Origin of the sequence: Streptomyces diastatochromogenes, from assembly GCF_002242805.1 — a bacterium.
Classification (GTDB): domain Bacteria; phylum Actinomycetota; class Actinomycetes; order Streptomycetales; family Streptomycetaceae; genus Streptomyces; species Streptomyces diastatochromogenes.
In genome coordinates this window covers 129839-145188 of the sequence record NZ_MCGQ01000017.1, presented here as the reverse complement: position 1 = coordinate 145188, position 15350 = coordinate 129839, and the positions used below count along the sequence as shown (strand labels likewise).

General features: G+C 72.3%; 14 protein-coding genes. 11 read left to right on the top strand and 3 right to left on the bottom strand.

All coding sequences use genetic code 11. The features are described 5' to 3' along the window. Positions 1-3 precede the first annotated feature (3 nt). Positions 4-984, bottom strand: a complete 981-nt coding sequence (locus tag BEK98_RS22255; protein WP_208643191.1) for an ATP-binding protein — start codon at positions 982-984, stop codon at positions 4-6. A 100-nt stretch (positions 985-1084) separates the two neighbouring features. On the opposite strand from BEK98_RS22255, the gene BEK98_RS22250 reads away from it, so the two are divergent. Beyond that, complete coding sequence (locus BEK98_RS22250) at positions 1085-1909, top strand: Fic family protein (protein ID WP_094218390.1); 825 nt, start codon at positions 1085-1087, stop codon at positions 1907-1909. A gap of 328 nt (positions 1910-2237) precedes the next feature. On the opposite strand, the gene BEK98_RS22245 is transcribed toward BEK98_RS22250, so the two are convergent. Continuing rightward, positions 2238-3071 (bottom strand): HAD family hydrolase, encoded by an 834-nt coding sequence (locus BEK98_RS22245; protein WP_094218389.1) that lies wholly within the window; start codon positions 3069-3071, stop codon positions 2238-2240. Positions 3072-3653: 582 nt separating this feature from the next. On the opposite strand from BEK98_RS22245, the gene ssd reads away from it, so the two are divergent. The 7 genes from ssd (at position 3654) to BEK98_RS22210 (ending at position 8907) form a co-directional block, all read left to right on the top strand. Continuing rightward, entirely contained in the window at positions 3654-4760 is a 1107-nt protein-coding gene (gene ssd, locus BEK98_RS22240; RefSeq protein ID WP_094218388.1) for a septum site-determining protein Ssd, read from the top strand. Then, entirely contained in the window at positions 4757-5962 is a 1206-nt protein-coding gene (locus BEK98_RS22235) for a TadA family conjugal transfer-associated ATPase (protein ID WP_094218387.1), read from the top strand. The genes ssd and BEK98_RS22235 overlap by 4 nt, the downstream gene beginning before the upstream one ends. A 7-nt stretch (positions 5963-5969) precedes the next feature. Beyond that, the gene (locus BEK98_RS22230) at positions 5970-6815 is read left to right on the top strand and encodes a type II secretion system F family protein (protein WP_208643195.1); all 846 of its coding nucleotides are present in this window, start codon (positions 5970-5972) and stop codon (positions 6813-6815) included. Continuing rightward, positions 6812-7597, top strand: coding sequence for a type II secretion system F family protein (locus tag BEK98_RS22225; protein ID WP_094218385.1), 786 nt, complete (start codon positions 6812-6814; stop codon positions 7595-7597). The genes BEK98_RS22230 and BEK98_RS22225 overlap by 4 nt, the downstream gene beginning before the upstream one ends. A gap of 81 nt (positions 7598-7678) precedes the next feature. After that, positions 7679-7879: a DUF4244 domain-containing protein gene (locus BEK98_RS22220; protein ID WP_094218443.1), complete on the top strand. Its 201-nt coding sequence runs from the start codon at positions 7679-7681 to the stop codon at positions 7877-7879. After that, on the top strand, positions 7866-8288 hold the full coding sequence (locus BEK98_RS22215; protein WP_094218384.1) for a TadE family type IV pilus minor pilin: 423 nt from the start codon (positions 7866-7868) through the stop codon (positions 8286-8288). The genes BEK98_RS22220 and BEK98_RS22215 overlap by 14 nt, the downstream gene beginning before the upstream one ends. A gap of 169 nt (positions 8289-8457) precedes the next feature. Beyond that, positions 8458-8907, top strand: a complete 450-nt coding sequence (locus tag BEK98_RS22210) for an Rv3654c family TadE-like protein (protein ID WP_094218383.1) — start codon at positions 8458-8460, stop codon at positions 8905-8907. Between the two features lie 49 nt (positions 8908-8956). On the opposite strand, the gene BEK98_RS22205 is transcribed toward BEK98_RS22210, so the two are convergent. Next, positions 8957-11425 carry a DEAD/DEAH box helicase gene (locus BEK98_RS22205; RefSeq protein ID WP_167444228.1) on the bottom strand — a complete coding sequence of 823 codons (2469 nt, stop codon included), beginning with the start codon at positions 11423-11425 and terminating at the stop codon, positions 8957-8959. A gap of 82 nt (positions 11426-11507) precedes the next feature. Here BEK98_RS22205 and bldG point away from each other — a divergent pair, with 82 nt between their 5' ends. The 3 genes from bldG (at position 11508) to BEK98_RS22190 (ending at position 15158) form a co-directional block, all read left to right on the top strand. After that, positions 11508-11849 (top strand): anti-sigma factor antagonist BldG, encoded by a 342-nt coding sequence (gene bldG / locus BEK98_RS22200; RefSeq protein WP_010986038.1) that lies wholly within the window; start codon positions 11508-11510, stop codon positions 11847-11849. A gap of 157 nt (positions 11850-12006) precedes the next feature. Then, positions 12007-12444 carry an ATP-binding protein gene (locus BEK98_RS22195; RefSeq protein ID WP_094218381.1) on the top strand — a complete coding sequence of 146 codons (438 nt, stop codon included), beginning with the start codon at positions 12007-12009 and terminating at the stop codon, positions 12442-12444. A 308-nt stretch (positions 12445-12752) separates the two neighbouring features. Beyond that, positions 12753-15158, top strand: coding sequence for a sodium-translocating pyrophosphatase (locus BEK98_RS22190; RefSeq protein WP_094218380.1), 2406 nt, complete (start codon positions 12753-12755; stop codon positions 15156-15158). The last annotated feature ends 192 nt before the right edge of the window (positions 15159-15350 follow it).

Genomic DNA, 15350 nt, shown 5'->3' with positions numbered 1-15350 from the left:
ACGTCAGGCGGGAGTTGCCACACTCTCGCCGAGCATGAACCCGGGGTCGACCTGCGCCGCCAGGTCGACCCCGGTGCGCTCGTTGCCCCACGCCTCGGCGTTCTTCAGGTGGAAGTGCACCATCTGGCGTGTGTAGCGCTCCCAGTCGCGCAGCTCGTGCGTGGCGTCGGCGGCGGCCCGGAGGGTGTGCAGGGCACGGGAGTTGCCCTCCTCCAGGAGGTCGAACCGGGGCGGACGGCCCTTCTCCATGGCGCGCACCCAGTCGGAGTGCCCGACCGTCACGAGCAGGTCGTCCCCGACCTCCGCGCGCAGGAAGTCGATGTCGTCCGGTGCCTGGATCTTGTTGCCCACGACCTTCAGGGCGACGCCGAAGTCGCGGGCGTACTCCTTGTACTGGCGGTAGACGGAGACCCCCTTCCGGGTCGGCTCGGCGACGAGGAACGTCATGTCGAAGCGGGTGAACATGCCGGAGGCGAAGGAGTCCGAACCCGCCGTCATGTCGACCACGACGTACTCGTCGGGGCCGTCGACGAGGTGGTTCAGGAACAGCTCCACCGCTCCCGTCTTGGAGTGGTAGCAGGCGACCCCCAGGTCGGCGTCCGTGAAGGGGCCCGTGACCATCAAACGGGCGGCGCCGCCGTCGAGTTCCACCGGGCGCGCGCAGGCGTCGTACACCGGGTTGGGCTCCCGCACCCGGACGAGCCGCGAGCCCTCGCCGGGCGGGGTCGTCTTGATCATGGTCGCGGCGGAGGAGATGCGCGGGTTGGAGCCGCGCAGGTGGTCCTTGATCAGGGACAGTCGTTCGCCCATGGCGGGCAGGGCGGCCGCCTCCGCCTCCTCCAGGCCGAGCGCGGGGCCGAGGTGCTGGTTGATGTCCGCGTCGATGGCGACCACCGGGGCGCCGGAGGCCACCAGATGGCGGATGAAGAGGGAGGAGAGCGTGGTCTTGCCGCTGCCGCCCTTCCCGACGAAAGCAATTTTCATGTTCACCAAGGGTAGTCAGCTGATAGCTGTATGTGTCAGTCGGAGTGAAGAAGACCACTCCTTCGTGGGGTGAGGGAGAGGTGTGCGTAATGTCGTACTCATGAGTACGACAGGCGCGACCGCCGATCCGCTCGTGGCCCTGGGCTCGCTGCCCGGTGTGGCCGAGTCCGTGGAATCCGTGCGCAAGGCCGTGGACCGGGTCTACGGGCACCGGGTCATGCGGCGCCGCAGCAACGAGATCACCTCCGAGGCCGCGCTGCGCGGCGCCCGCGGTTCGGCGGCGCTGTCCGGCGCCGACTGGGCCCTTGAGGAGGTGCGGCGGCGCACCGACTTCAGCGTCGACGCCGAGGCGCACGTCATGGGCGCGGCGCTGCGGCTGACGGCCGAGGCGGGGCAGCTGCTGTCCATCTGGCGGCAGACACCCCTCAGGGTGCTGGCCCGGCTGCATCTGGTGGCCGCCGCGGACAAGGGTGACGAGGTCGGCCGGCCGCGCCAGGCGGGCGAGCCGGTCGACGAGCCGCTGATCGAGCTGCCGCTGCCGGACGCCCACGAGGTGTCCGGCCGGCTGGAGGGCCTGGCGGACCTGATCGTCGCGGGGACCTCCGCTCCCGCGCTGGTGACGGCTGCCGTGGTGCACGGCGAACTGCTCGCGCTGCGGCCCTTCACCTCGCACAACGGCCTGGTCGCGCGCGCGGCCGAGCGGATCGTCCTGATCGGCAGCGGTCTCGACCCGAAGGCGATCTGCCCGGCCGAGGTGGGCCACGCCGAACTGGGCCGCGCCGCCTACCTCGCCGCGCTGGACGGGTACGTCTCCGGCACCCCCGAGGGCCTGGCGGCCTGGATCGCCCACTGCGGCCGGGCGGTCGAACTGGGCGTACGCGAGTCCACCGCGGTGTGTGAGGCGCTGCAGCGCGGGGCGGCCTGAGAGAACTCCCCGGACACGGGTTGCGGCGGTACGAGAACTCGTACCGCCGCTGGCATGTTCACCCGGTTACCAGGCGTCCTCGATATGTTGCCCATCAGGTCGGGAACTTTGCCCGTCACCTGGTGCGGCTGGCCCGTAATCGACGGGTCGACGTCGCGTGGGTGCCCAGTGTTCATGCAGGGGTCCGTGGGGCCATGTGCGTAGCGTCAGGGCATCCTCTCGGATGGCCTTTGGTCTCGCGGGCCTGAATCCTTTCTACTGCAAGCCGGGAGTGAGCGGAACCCTCGCTTGCACTTCTTTACTTTCAGTATCAAACAGGGCAAATGGGTTACGAGGCGATGCCACGGCGTCGGCTGGCGTACCAGACGAGGCCGGCGGTCGCGGCCGCCGCTCCTATGGCCGCCGCCGCGACCAGGGCCGGACGCGGCGGTACGGAGAGTGTGGGGAGCCGCTGCTTGAGCCGGACCGGCCGGCGGAACTCCAGGACCGGCCATCCGCGCGCGAGGGCCTCGCGGCGCAGTGCGCGGTCCGGGTTCACGGCGTGCGCGTGCCCGACCGCCCGGAGCATCGGCAGATCGGTCACGGAGTCGCTGTAGGCGTAGCAGCGGTCGAGGTCGTAGCCCTCGGACGCGGCCAGCTCCCTGATCGCCTCGGCCTTGGTCGGGCCGTAGGCGTAGTACTCCACCTCCCCGGTGAAGCAGCCGTCCTCCCCGACCACCATGCGCGTGGCCACCACCCGGTCGGCGCCGAGCAGCTCGCCGATCGGCTCGACCACCTCGGCGCCCGAGGTGGACACGATCACGACGTCGCGGCCGGCCGTGTGGTGCTCCTCGATGAGGGAGGCGGCCTCGTCGTAGATGATCGGGTCGATCAGGTCGTGCAGCGTCTCGGCGACGATCTCCTTCACCTGCTGGACGTTCCAGCCGCGGCACAGTGCGGACAGGTACTCGCGCATGCGCTCCATCTGGTCGTGGTCGAGGCCGCCGACCAGGAAGACGAACTGGGCGTATGCGGTACGCAGTGCGGCCCTGCGGTTGATCAGACCGCCCTGGTAGAACGACTTGCTGAAGGTGAGCGCGCTCGACTTCGCAATGACCGTCTTGTCCAGGTCAAAGAAGGCTGCTGCGCGGGGCAAGGAGTGGTTTTCCACGCCCCTGAGCATAGGCGCCCACCATTCGGCGTAAGGTGGGACGCGTGGGTTTGCCTGAGAGGGCTCTCGGGTACACCATGGAAGTCACGGATCGTTCGCGACCGTGCTAACCCGGTCCGGCTCCTCCCCCCCCGAGTCGGCCGTGGAGACGACCCCCACTCTCCCCCCCGGTGGGGGTCGTCGCATGTCCGGGCGGGTTTTCTTCTTTCTTCAACGGTCGCGGGACCGGTAGCGGGCGGCATGGGCCGCCCCTTGGTCATGCCCGCGTTTCGTTACTCACGGTAATCGCAGCGCTGCTCTGTGGAAGTCGCACAGGGGCCAGTACAGGGGTCACCGGTATGGGTGACGGCGATATTCACAACCGCTGAGTTGTCCACGGTTTTCGACCAAGATCCACACGATTTCCCGGTTCGCTGCACCGTGATTCCTGCGCGCTCCGACCGCGGCGAGTTCATGGCCGGTTCTGATTGCCGGGGCGCGTATGGCCGGTTCCTATCGGCCGTTCATATGGAGGCCGGTTGCCGGTTCTTCACATCTTTGGGAATCGCGGGGCCGCAGAGGCTGCGCGGAAGACACAGCGAAGGGGGAGCACACGTGTCCGGAACCGTCACCCATGACCCGCCGCCCGCGACCGGAGGCCGGCCGGGACGGCCGCTCATCGTCACCGAGGACGCCGAACTGCTCGACGATCTGCTGCGCCTGTGCGCGGCCGCGGGCGCCACACCGGAGGTCCACCCCGGCGTACCGGACCACGGCGGTGGCTGGGAAGCGGCCCCGCTCGTCCTGGTCGGCGACGACGCCGCCCGCCGGGTGCGCGGTGCCGCGCGCCGGCGCGGTGTGGTGCTGGTCGGCCGCGACCAGGACGACTCCGGGGTGTGGAAAAGGGCCGTCCAGATCGGCGCCGACCACGTCCTGATGCTGCCCGACGGCGAGCAGTGGCTGGTCGACCGGATCGCCGACGTCGCCGAGGGCGTCGGCCGCCCGGCCCTCACCGTCGGGGTCATCGGCGGCCGGGGCGGGGCCGGCGCGTCCACGTTGGCGTGCGCGCTCGCCGTCACCTCCGCGCGCGAGGGACTGCGCACCCTCCTGGTGGACGCCGATCCCCTGGGTGGCGGACTCGATGTACTCCTCGGCGGCGAGAGCGCCGAGGGGCTGCGCTGGCCCGCCTTCGCCGCCTCGCGCGGCCGGGTCGGCGGCGGCGCCCTGGAGGAGTCGCTGCCCCAGCTGCACTCCCTGCGCGTGCTCAGCTGGGACCGCGGCGACTGCGTCGCGATCCCGCCCCAGGCCGTGCGCGCGGTGCTCGCAGCCGCCCGGCGGCGCGGCGGCACGGTCGTGGTCGACCTCCCGCGCCGCCTGGACGACGGGGTCGCCGAAGCCCTCGCCCAACTCGACCTGGCACTCCTGGTTGTCCCGGCCGAACTGCGCGCGGTCGCGGCCGCGGGCCGGGTGGCCTCGGCGGTCGGCATGGTCGTACGGGACCTGCGCGTGGCGGTCCGTGGGCCGTACGCACCCGGCCTGGACGACCGCGAGGTGTCCCGGCTGCTCGGCCTGCCCCTGGCCGGCGAGGTGCCCGTCGAACCGGCGCTGCTGCGCCCCCGGGGAACCGCGAAACCGCCCGGCGCGACCGGACGCGGCCCCATGGCCCGCTTCTGCACCACCTTCTGGGAACAGGCGCTGGTCGAGGCGGGAGGCCCGCGATGACGCTCCCCGGGCTGGACCGGGCCGACGGCGCGGCCCTGCTCGACGGAGTCCGCCGCCGGCTGGCCGAGAGCGGCGCCGAACCCACCCCCGCGCGCGTGGCCCAGGCACTGCGCGAACAGGGCCGGGTACTGGGCGACGCCGAAGTGCTCGGCGCGGCCGAGCAGTTGCGGTCCGAGCTCGTCGGCACCGGCCCCCTGGAGCCGCTGCTCGCCGACCCGAGAGTCACCGACGTCCTGGTGTCCGCCCCGGACCGGGTGTGGGTGGACCGCGGCGGCGGCCTGGAGCGGGCCCCGGTGACCTTCCCCGACGCGGCCGCCGTACGACGCCTCGCGCAGCGGCTGGCCGCCGTGGCCGGACGCCGGCTGGACGACGCGAAGCCCTGGGCGGACGCCCGGCTGCCCGACGGGACCCGGCTCCACGCGGTGCTGCCTCCGGTGGCCGTCGGCTGCACCTGTCTGTCCCTGCGGGTGGTGCGGCCCCGGGCGTTCACCCTCGAGGAACTGGTCGAGGCGGGCACCGTGCCGCCCGGCGGGGACCGGATCCTGCGGGCACTGCTGGCGGCCCGGCTGTCCTTCCTGGTCAGCGGCGGCACCGGCAGTGGCAAGACGACCCTGCTGAGCGCCCTGCTCGGCCTCGTCGGGCCCGGTGAGCGGATCGTGCTCGCCGAGGACTCGGCCGAGCTGCGACCGGAACACCCGCACGTCGTACGGCTGGAGACCCGGCCGGCGAACCAGGAGGGCGCCGGCCTGGTCACCCTGGAGGACCTCGTCCGGCAGGCGCTGCGGATGCGGCCCGACCGGCTGGTCGTGGGTGAGGTGCGTGGCCCCGAGGTGGTCCATCTGCTGGCCGCGCTCAACACCGGCCACGAGGGCGGCTGCGGCACCGTGCACGCCAACACGGCCACCGACGTACCGGCCCGCCTGGAGGCGCTCGGGACGGCGGCCGGGCTCGACCGGGCAGCGCTGCACAGTCAGTTGGCGGCCGCGCTGTCGGTGGTGCTCCACCTCGTGCGGGACAGGTCCGGGCGGCGCCGGATCGCCGAGGTGCACGTGCTGGAACGGGATGCCTCGGGGCTGGTGCGGACCGTACCGGCACTGCGGTGGGGCGCGCGGGCCTTCGCCCGGGAACGCGGCTGGCAGCGGCTGCGGGAGCTGCTGCGCGGTGAGTTCGGGAGCGAGAGGAGCGACGGAAGTGAGCACTGAGATGTCCATGGGCGCGGCGGCGGCCTGCGTCGGGGCGGCGGTCTGGCTGCTGGGCGGACGGCACTACGGGATGCGGCGGGCGCGGCTGCTGCTTGCCGGCGGCGGAGTGGTGGAGGCCGGTCCGCCCTCCTGGGAGCAGGCCGTGGCCGAACTGCGGCGGCTGCGCGGGAGGGTGGGCGCCGAGTGGTGGTCACTCGCGGCCGGGCTGCTGCTCGCGCTGCTGGGTGCCTCGGTGATTCCGGCCGTCGCGGGGGCGGCCGGGGTGCCGGTGCTGCGCCGGATGCGGCTGGCCCGGCAGGCCGGGCGGGCCCGGGAAGGTCGCGCGGATGCGGTGATCGGCCTGTGCGGGGCGCTCGCCGGGGAGGTGCGTGCGGGGCGGCAGCCCGCAGAGGCACTGCTGTGGGCCGCGCGGGACTCCGGCGGGCTCGGGGACGCGCAGGCGGCCGTGGTCGCGGCGGCGCGGTTCGGCGGGGACGTGCCGGGCGCGCTGGCCGTCGCGGCTCGCCAGCCGGGTGCCGAGGGACTGCTGGGGCTCGCCGCCTGCTGGCGGGTGGCCGTGGACCAGGGCGCCGGACTCGCCGCCGGCCTCGACCGGCTCGACACGGCCCTGCGTGCCGAACGGGACCAGCGTGCCGACCTGCGCGCCCAGTTGGCGGGCGCCCGGGCGACGGCACTGATGCTCGCCGCGCTGCCCGTCCTCGGGCTGCTGCTCGGCTCGGCCATGGGTGCCGATCCGCTGCGGGTGCTGCTGCACAGCGGGGCCGGGCTGGGCTGCCTGGTGGCCGGGGCGGTGTTCGAGGGCGCCGGGATGTGGTGGGCGGCGCGGATCGTACGGGGAGCTGAGGCGGGATGAGCGGAGAAGTCGTCCACAGGCTGGGGACGGCCACGGCCGTCGTGCTGGCCCTCGGCTGGGCGGCCCTGCGGCTGGACATGGCCCGGCGCCGCCGCCGGGCGCGACGTCGGGTGGCCGAACTGCTGGCCCTGGAGACGGCCGAGCCAGGGGCGTCCTTCGAGGCCGGCGCGGCGGTACGGCGGTGGCTGCCGATGGCCGGAGCGGTGTGCGGTGCGTGGGTGCTGGTCGGTGGGGTCGCCGGTGCGGTCGTGGGGCTCGGTGTCGCCGCGGGACTGTGGCGATGGCGGCGTCGGCAGGCGCAGGCGGGCCCGGCGGAGGAGATCGACACGGGCCTGGCCGCCCGCCAACTCCCGCTCGCCGCCGACCTGCTGGCGGCCTGCATCGCGGCCGGCGCCGGTCCGGTGATCGCCGCGCAGGCGGTCGGAGAGGCCCTCGGTGGCTCCGTCGGGGACGCCCTGGCGCGGGGTGCGGCGGAGGTGCGGCTCGGTGGCGAACCGGGCGACGCCTGGCGGCGGTTGGCCGCGCTGCCCGGCGCCGGGGCCCTGGCCCGGCTGCTGGAGAGGGCCGACGAGTCGGGGCTGCCCGCGGCGGCGCCCGTCGCCCGCCTCGCCTCGGACGCGCGCGGGGAGTGGGCTCGCGATGCCACGGCCCGGGCCCGCCGGGCGACCGTCATGATCTCCGCGCCGGTGGGGCTGTGCTTCCTGCCCGCGTTCATCGCGATCGGCGTGCTGCCCGTGGTGATCGGGCTGGCGGGCGGAGTGGTGGGAGGGGGTGGGGGCTGACGAGGCGGCGAAGAGCACGGGCGAGTCGGACATCGGACAACAAAGCTGGAACGAGAGGAGTTTGAGGTGCGGAACCTCAAGGTGTGGGACAGGGCCGGAAAGCTGTGGGTGCGCCTGCGGGAGCGGTGCCGTGGGGACGCGGGAATGGTGACCTCCGAGTACGCGATGGGGATCATCGCGGCGGTCGGGTTCGCCTTGCTGCTCTACGAGGTCGTCACCAGCGGCCAGGTCAAGGCGGAGCTGCAGGCCATCGTGAAGCGAGCCCTCAGTGCGCGGATGTGAGCGAGGGGCGGACCGGGGGTTCGTGACCGCGGAGTCGGCCATGGTGCTGTCCGTGCTGGTGGCGTTCACCATGGCGCTGGTCTGGGCGTTGCTCGTGGTGGCGGCGCAGATCCAGTGCGTGGACGCCGCCCGCACGGGCGCCCGGGCCGCCGCCCGGCAGGACCCGCCCGACGCCGTGCTGGAGGTGACCCGGGAGGCGGCCCCGCGTGGGGCGCGGGTGACGGTCGGCCGGGAGAGCGACCAGGTCCGGGTGACGGTGGTGGCCAAGCCGCCGCTGCTGACCGGGGTGCCGTTCGAGGTGCGGGAGCAGGCCGTGGCGGTGGCGGAGGAGACCGTTGGGGCGGGCCAGGGCCAGGACCAGGGCTCCGGCCCGGGTGCGGCGGCGGGGACGGGGGAGGTGGGGCGATGACGCGCCGGCCTCGCGATGGCTGTGCGGACCTGAGAGGTGGGGCCGTGGATCGTGGTCCTGGCTGCGGGGACTTGGGAGGTGGGGCCGTGGATCGCCGTCCTGACCCCGGGGACCTGGGAGTCGGGGTCATGGATCGTCACCCCAGCCACGGGGGCCTGGGAGGTGGGCCATGAAGTGCCGTCGGCGAGAGCTTCGGTACTCGGATCGTGGGTCCGCCACCGTCTGGAGCCTCGGGGCGATTGCCGTGCTCTGTGTGGTCTTCGGTGTCGTGCTCGCCCTCGGGCAGGCCGTGGTCGTGCGGCATCGGGCGGCGGGCGGTGCGGATCTGGCGGCGCTCGCGGCGGCGGACCACTGGGCCGAGGGCGGTGCGGAGGCCTGTGCCCGAGCGGAGCGGGTGGCGGCCGCCCAGGGGGCCCGGTTGGTGCGGTGCACGATCGTGGGCGAGACCTCGGACGTGACTGCGGCGTCGGGACGGGGGCCGTTCGCGGCGGAGGTCAGGGCCAGAGCGGGGCCGGCGGGGCCCGCGGTGCCGGTGCCGCCGGGACCGGCACCGTCCGCCCTGCCGGATCAGGCAACTGCCCCGGACGCGGGTCAGGTACCTGCTCCCGACGCGGATTAGGCACCTGCCCCGGCCGCAGGTCAGGCACCTGCCCGGGACGCCGCACTCCTCAGCCCTCGTCCGGCTTCTCCTCCGGCGCCCCTCGCAACAGCACCGCGAGGAGCCGTACGGCCCCCCGCTTGTGCAGCGGATCGTTGCCGTTGCCGCACTTGGGGGACTGGATGCAGGACGGGCAGCCGGACTCGCACTCGCAGGAGGCGATGGCCTCCCGGGTGGCGGCGAGCCAGGCGCGGGCGGTGTGGAAGGCGCGCTCGGCGAAGCCCGCTCCGCCGGGGTGGCCGTCGTAGACGAAGACCGTGGGCAGGAGCGTGTCGGGGTGGAGCGGCACCGACACGCCGCCGATGTCCCAGCGGTCGCAGGTCGCGAAGAGGGGCAGCATGCCGATCGAGGCGTGCTCGGCGGCGTGCAGGGAGCCGCCGAGGATCTCCGGGTTGATCCGGGCCTCGTCGAGCTGGTCCTCGGTGACCGTCCACCACACCGCGCGCGTGCGCAGCGTACGAGGAGGGAGGTCGAGTTTCGTCTCGCCCAGCACTTCGCCCGTGATGAGTCGTCTGCGAAGGAAGGAGACCACCTGGTTGGTGACTTCGACGGAGCCGTAGCAGAGGCGGCCGGTGCCCCAGGGCACCTCGATGTCCGTCTCCAGGACGGAGATGGACGTGGTGTCGCGGGCGACCGTCGAGTACGGCGGGTCGGCCTGCTCGACCAGGGCGACCGAGTCCTCCAGGTCGAGGGAGCGGACGAGGTAGGTGCGGCCCTGGTGCAGGTGCACGGCGCCCTCGTGGACTGTGGAGTGGGCGGCGGCCGCGTCCACCGTGCCGAGCAGGCGTCCCGTGCCCTCCTCGACGACCTGCACGGGCCGCCCGCCCGCGCCCCGGATGTCGGTCAGGTCGGCGGCCCGTTCCCGGCGCGTCCAGTGCCAGGCCTTCGTCCGGCGGCGCAGCAGCTTCGCGGCCTCCAACTGCGGCAGCAGCTCTTCGCACGCGGGGCCGAAGAGGTCCAGGTCCTCCTCGGTCAGCGGGATCTCCGCGGCGGCGGCGCACAGGTGCGGGGCGAGGACGTAGGGGTTGTCGGGGTCGAGGACCGTGGATTCGACCGGTTGGTCGAACAGGGCCTCCGGATGGTGGACGAGGAAGGTGTCCAGCGGGTCGTCGCGGGCCACCAGCACCGCCAGGGCGCCCTGCCCGGAGCGGCCCGCGCGGCCCGCCTGCTGCCACAGGGACGCCCGCGTGCCCGGGTACCCGGCGATCACCACCGCGTCCAGCCCCGAGACGTCCACGCCCAGCTCCAGGGCCGTCGTGGCGGCGAGGCCGAGGAGTTCGCCGGAGTGCAGGGCGCGTTCCAGGGCGCGGCGCTCCTCGGGGAGGTAGCCGCCGCGGTAGGCCGCGACACGCCGGACCAGGGAGCGGTCGACCTCGGCGAGCCGCTCCTGGGCGATCACCGAGATCAGCTCGGCGCCACGCCGGGAGCGCACGAAGGCCACCGAGCGCACGCCCTGCACGGTGAGGTCGGTGAGCAGGTCGGCGGTCTCGGCGGTGGCGGTACGCCGGACGGGCGCGCCCTTCTCGCCGTGCAGCTCGGTGAGCGGGGGCTCCCAGAGGGCGAAGACGAGTTCCCCGCGCGGGGAGGCGTCGTCGGCGACCTCGACCACCGGCAGGCCGGTCAGCCGGCGGGCGGCGACGGCGGGCTCGGCGGCGGTCGCGGAGGCCAGCAGGAAGACGGGCGAGGCGCCGTAGCGGGCGCACAGGCGGCGCAGCCGGCGCAGCACCTGGGCGACGTGCGAGCCGAAGACGCCCCGGTAGGTGTGGCACTCGTCGATGACGACGTACTTGAGCGACTTCAGGAAGGAGGACCAGCGGGGGTGGGACGGCAATATGCCCCGGTGCAGCATGTCGGGGTTGGTGAGGACGTAGTTCGCGTACTGGCGGATCCACTCGCGTTCCTCGAACGGCGTGTCGCCGTCGTACACGGCCGGGCGTACCGAGGTGCCCAGCGGTTGTGAAAGTTCCTTCACAGACCGGCACTGGTCCGCCGCGAGCGCCTTGGTGGGCGCGAGGTAGAGGGCGGTGGCGCCGCGGCCGTTGGGGGCCTCGGAGCCGTCCAGGAGGGCGGACAGGACGGGCACGAGGTAGGCGAGGGACTTTCCGGAGGCGGTGCCGGTGGCGACGACCACCGAGTCGCCGTCCAGGGCGTGCTCGGCGGCCAGTGCCTGGTGGGCCCAGGGGTGCTCGATGCCGCACGCCTGCACGGCCGCGATCACTTCCGAGCGAATCCGATCAGGCCAGACGGCATGCCGACCCGCGCGCGGGGGCAAGTGCTCCGTATGAGTGATGCGCGCGGAGCGGCTCGGCCCCGAGGCGAGCCGGTCCAGAACGGTGCCCGGAGACGGGCGGGACGCCGGGTCCGCCAGGGGTCGATCGGATCGGTGATTCTTGGCCATCGGCACCGAGTGTGTCACTGACGTAGCGGACAATGGAGCCAAGGCGTCGTGCACGCCTGCCGGTAAGTGATTGAATGCCATCGCGGCTGGCGTTGCGTCCCGGGGGCCGCAAGCCGAGGTGTCCCGAGGGGCGACCGCTCGATAGCAAGGTGCTGGAGGATCCGTGGACCTGTCCCTGTCGACCCGTACCGTCGGCGATCGTACGGTCGTCGAGGTCGGTGGCGAAATCGATGTATACACCGCGCCCAAGCTGCGCGAGCAGCTGGTCGAGCTGGTGAACGACGGGAATTTCCACCTCGTCGTCGACATGGAGGGCGTGGACTTCCTCGACTCCACCGGGCTCGGCGTGCTGGTCGGCGGCCTGAAGCGGGTGCGTGCCCATGAGGGCTCGCTGCGCCTGGTCTGCAACCAGGAGCGCATTCTGAAGATCTTCCGTATCACCGGCCTCACCAAGGTGTTCCCGATCCACACCTCGGTCGAGGAAGCGGTGGCGGCCACCGACTGACACCGGGCCGATCGCCGGGTCCGGGCCGCCCATCGGTCCGGACGCCGGTCGGTCCCGCCCCGGGCCGGTGTGTCCGGGGCACAGAAGTTCATCAGGGGGTGTGGGCTTTCGGCGGCCCTGCCCCCGAACCGCACGCCCGTAGTCGTGAGGGGGATGCATGGCCACCGTGGAACTCCGCTTCAGCGCGCTGCCCGAGCACGTCCGGACCGCCCGGCTGGTGGCGGCCGCGGTGGCGCGCAGGGCCGGAGTGGACGAGGCCGTCCTCGACGAGGTCCGGCTCGCCGTCGGCGAGGCCTGCTCCCGTGCCGTCGGGCTGCATCAGAGCAGTGGCATCACGGCACCCGTGAAGGTCGCGCTGATCGAGGACGAGAAACAGTTCTCCATCGAGGTCGGCGACGAGGCCCCGCATGCCGCCCCCGCCGAGCGGGTGGCCGGTGGTGCCGCCGCGGACGCGGATGTGGAGGCGGAGGAGGACGAGATGGGCCTCGCCGTCATCAGCGGCCTCGTGGACGACGTGGAGGTCACCACGGGCGAGAACGGCGGGCTCATCCGGATGAGCTGGCCCACCGCCCCGCCGGCCGCGGCACTCGCCTGAACCCCCGCGCACAGCGCATCGAAGGGCCCTGCTGAGCAGGGCCCTTCGTGTTGCTTCCGGCACCGTTTCCGACGACCCTGGATTTCGTGAAGCAATTCACGATCGATAGCCCGATAATTCGATCAAGCATCAATGTGGTCGTCAATGCCTTTGAGGCATTACCACTTTCGGGTCCCCTGGCGTGACCTCGATCATTTGCTGAAGAGCACAAGAAGGCCAATTCCGTTTACCGCGCCCTGTTTAGATCACGATCGGGTACCTACAATCCGTCCACATCTTGAGCTCAGCCCAAGCGTCAAGGAGGACGAATGGCGGGGCTTTCTACCCCTCATCAGTTGGGTCATCCCACAACCTTCGCAGCAGCGGTCCTGACCGACGACAACCGGGTCATCGTGGCGGTGATCGCGGCCGTCGCCCTGGCCGCGCTCGTGGTCGCGGGCGTCCTGGTGCGCCAGGTGCTGGCAGCGGGCGAGGGCACCGAGAGCATGAAACGGATCGCCGAGGCGGTCCAGGAGGGTGCCAAGGCGTATCTCGCCCGGCAGTTGCGCACGCTCGGCGTATTCGCCGTCGTCGTCTTCTTCCTGCTCATGCTGCTGCCCGCGGACGACTGGAATCAGCGTGCCGGACGGTCGGTGTTCTTCCTGATCGGCGCGGTGTTCTCGGCGGCCACCGGCTATATCGGCATGTGGCTGGCCGTGCGCAGCAATGTGCGGGTCGCCGCGGCGGCCCGGGAAGCGACCCCGGGTCCGGGTGAACCGCAAAAGGATCTCACCACCGTTTCGCACACCGCGATGAAGATCGCATTTCGCACCGGCGGCGTCGTCGGCATGTTCACGGTGGGGCTCGGCCTGCTGGGCGCCTCCTGTGTGGTGCTGGTGTACGCGGCCGACGCGCCGAAGGTGCTCGAGGGCTTCGGCCTCGGCGCCGCCCTGATCGCCATGTTCATGCGTGTGGGCGGCGGCATCTTCACCAAGGCCGCCGACGTCGGCGCCGACCTGGTCGGCAAGGTCGAACAGGGCATTCCGGAGGACGACCCGCGTAATGCCGCGACCATCGCCGACAACGTGGGCGACAACGTCGGCGACTGCGCCGGCATGGCGGCCGACCTGTTCGAGTCGTACGCCGTCACCCTGGTGGCCGCACTGATCCTCGGCAAGGTCGCCTTCGGCGACTCCGGGCTCGCCTTCCCGCTGCTCGTGCCTGCCATCGGCGTGGTCACCGCCATGATCGGCATCTTCGCGGTAGCCCCGCGGCGATCCGACCGCAGCGGCATGACGGCGATCAACCGCGGCTTCTTCATCTCCGCGGTGATCTCCCTCGCGCTGGTCGCGGTCGCGGTCTTCGTCTACCTGCCTGCGAAGTACTCGGACCTCGCCGGCGTCACCGACGCGGCGATCCGGGGCAAGGACGGCGACCCACGGATCCTCGCGCTGGTCGCGGTCGCCATCGGCATCCTGCTCGCCGCCGTGATCCAGCAGCTGACCGGCTACTTCACCGAGACCAACCGCCGCCCGGTCCGGGACATCGGCAAGACCTCCCTCACGGGCCCGGCCACCGTCATCCTCTCCGGCATCTCGCTGGGTCTGGAATCGGCCGTCTACACCGCCCTGCTCATCGGCCTCAGCGTGTACGGGGCGTTCCTGCTCGGCGGTACGTCGATCATGCTGGCGCTGTTCGCGGTCGCGCTGGCCGGCACCGGTCTGCTCACCACGGTCGGCGTGATCGTCGCCATGGACACGTTCGGGCCGGTCTCCGACAACGCGCAGGGCATCGCCGAGATGTCCGGCGACGTCGAGGGCGCGGGCGCCCAGGTGCTCACCAACCTGGACGCGGTCGGCAACACCACCAAGGCCATCACCAAGGGCATCGCCATCGCCACCGCCGTCCTCGCGGCCTCGGCGCTCTTCGGGTCGTACCGGGACGCGATCACCACCAACGTGCAGGAGGTCGGGGCGAAACTCACCGGGCCGGGCTCGCCGATGAGCCTGTCGCTGGACATCACCCAGCCCAACAACCTCGTCGGCCTCATCGCGGGCGCCGCGGTCGTCTTCCTCTTCTCCGGACTCGCCATCAACGCCGTGTCGCGTTCGGCCGGTTCGGTGGTCTTCGAGGTGCGGCGGCAGTTCCGCGAGAAGCCCGGGATCATGGACTTCACGGAGAAGCCCGAGTACGGCAAGGTCGTCGACATCTGCACCAGGGACGCCCTGCGGGAGCTGGCCACGCCGGGTCTGCTCGCCGTCATGGCGCCGATCTTCATCGGGTTCACCCTCGGCGTCGGCGCGCTCGGCTCGTACCTCGCGGGCGCGATCGGTGCGGGCACGCTGATGGCGGTGTTCCTCGCCAACTCCGGTGGTGCCTGGGACAACGCCAAGAAGCTGGTGGAGGACGGTCATCACGGCGGCAAGGGCAGCGAGGCCCACGAGGCCACGGTGATCGGTGACACGGTCGGCGACCCCTTCAAGGACACCGCGGGGCCGGCGATCAACCCGCTGCTGAAGGTCATGAACCTGGTCTCGCTGCTCATCGCACCCGCGGTGATCAAGTTCTCCTACGGCAGCGACAAGAACATCGGGGTACGCATCGCGATCGCGATCCTGGCGCTCGTGGTGATCGTCGTCTCGGTGTACGTCTCCAAGCGCCGCGGCATCGCGGTCGGCGACGAGGAGAGCAGCGAGCGGGTCTCCAACTCGGCTGATCCGGCAGTGGTTTCGTAGGCCGCATCCACCGGGCCTGGTCAACCGGCGGGCGGGCGGCGCGTGCTGACGCGCCGCCCGCCTGTCTCGCTGTGTGGGCTCGCCCACGCCGTGAGCCTTCTCTCCCATGGTGTAAAGAGTCACAAAAGCTGACTTACAGGGCGTTCGGCATGTGGAGGGTGCGGGTCCGCGTGTAGATTCCGGGGGCCGATC

Bases quoted from the DNA above. Each gene is read 5' to 3' on its own strand.
- BEK98_RS22255 (WP_208643191.1), bottom strand. From the start codon at position 984: ATGAAAATTGCTTTCGTCGGGAAGGGCGGCAGCGGCAAGACCACGCTC.
- BEK98_RS22250 (WP_094218390.1), top strand. From the start codon at position 1,085: ATGAGTACGACAGGCGCGACCGCCGATCCGCTCGTGGCCCTGGGCTCG.
- BEK98_RS22245 (WP_094218389.1), bottom strand. From the start codon at position 3,071: ATGCTCAGGGGCGTGGAAAACCACTCCTTGCCCCGCGCAGCAGCCTTC.
- BEK98_RS22235 (WP_094218387.1), top strand. From the start codon at position 4,757: ATGACGCTCCCCGGGCTGGACCGGGCCGACGGCGCGGCCCTGCTCGAC.
- BEK98_RS22230 (WP_208643195.1), top strand. From the start codon at position 5,970: ATGGGCGCGGCGGCGGCCTGCGTCGGGGCGGCGGTCTGGCTGCTGGGC.
- BEK98_RS22225 (WP_094218385.1), top strand. From the start codon at position 6,812: ATGAGCGGAGAAGTCGTCCACAGGCTGGGGACGGCCACGGCCGTCGTG.
- BEK98_RS22210 (WP_094218383.1), top strand. From the start codon at position 8,458: ATGAAGTGCCGTCGGCGAGAGCTTCGGTACTCGGATCGTGGGTCCGCC.
- BEK98_RS22205 (WP_167444228.1), bottom strand. From the start codon at position 11,425: ATGGCATTCAATCACTTACCGGCAGGCGTGCACGACGCCTTGGCTCCA.
- BEK98_RS22195 (WP_094218381.1), top strand. From the start codon at position 12,007: ATGGCCACCGTGGAACTCCGCTTCAGCGCGCTGCCCGAGCACGTCCGG.
- BEK98_RS22190 (WP_094218380.1), top strand. From the start codon at position 12,753: ATGGCGGGGCTTTCTACCCCTCATCAGTTGGGTCATCCCACAACCTTC.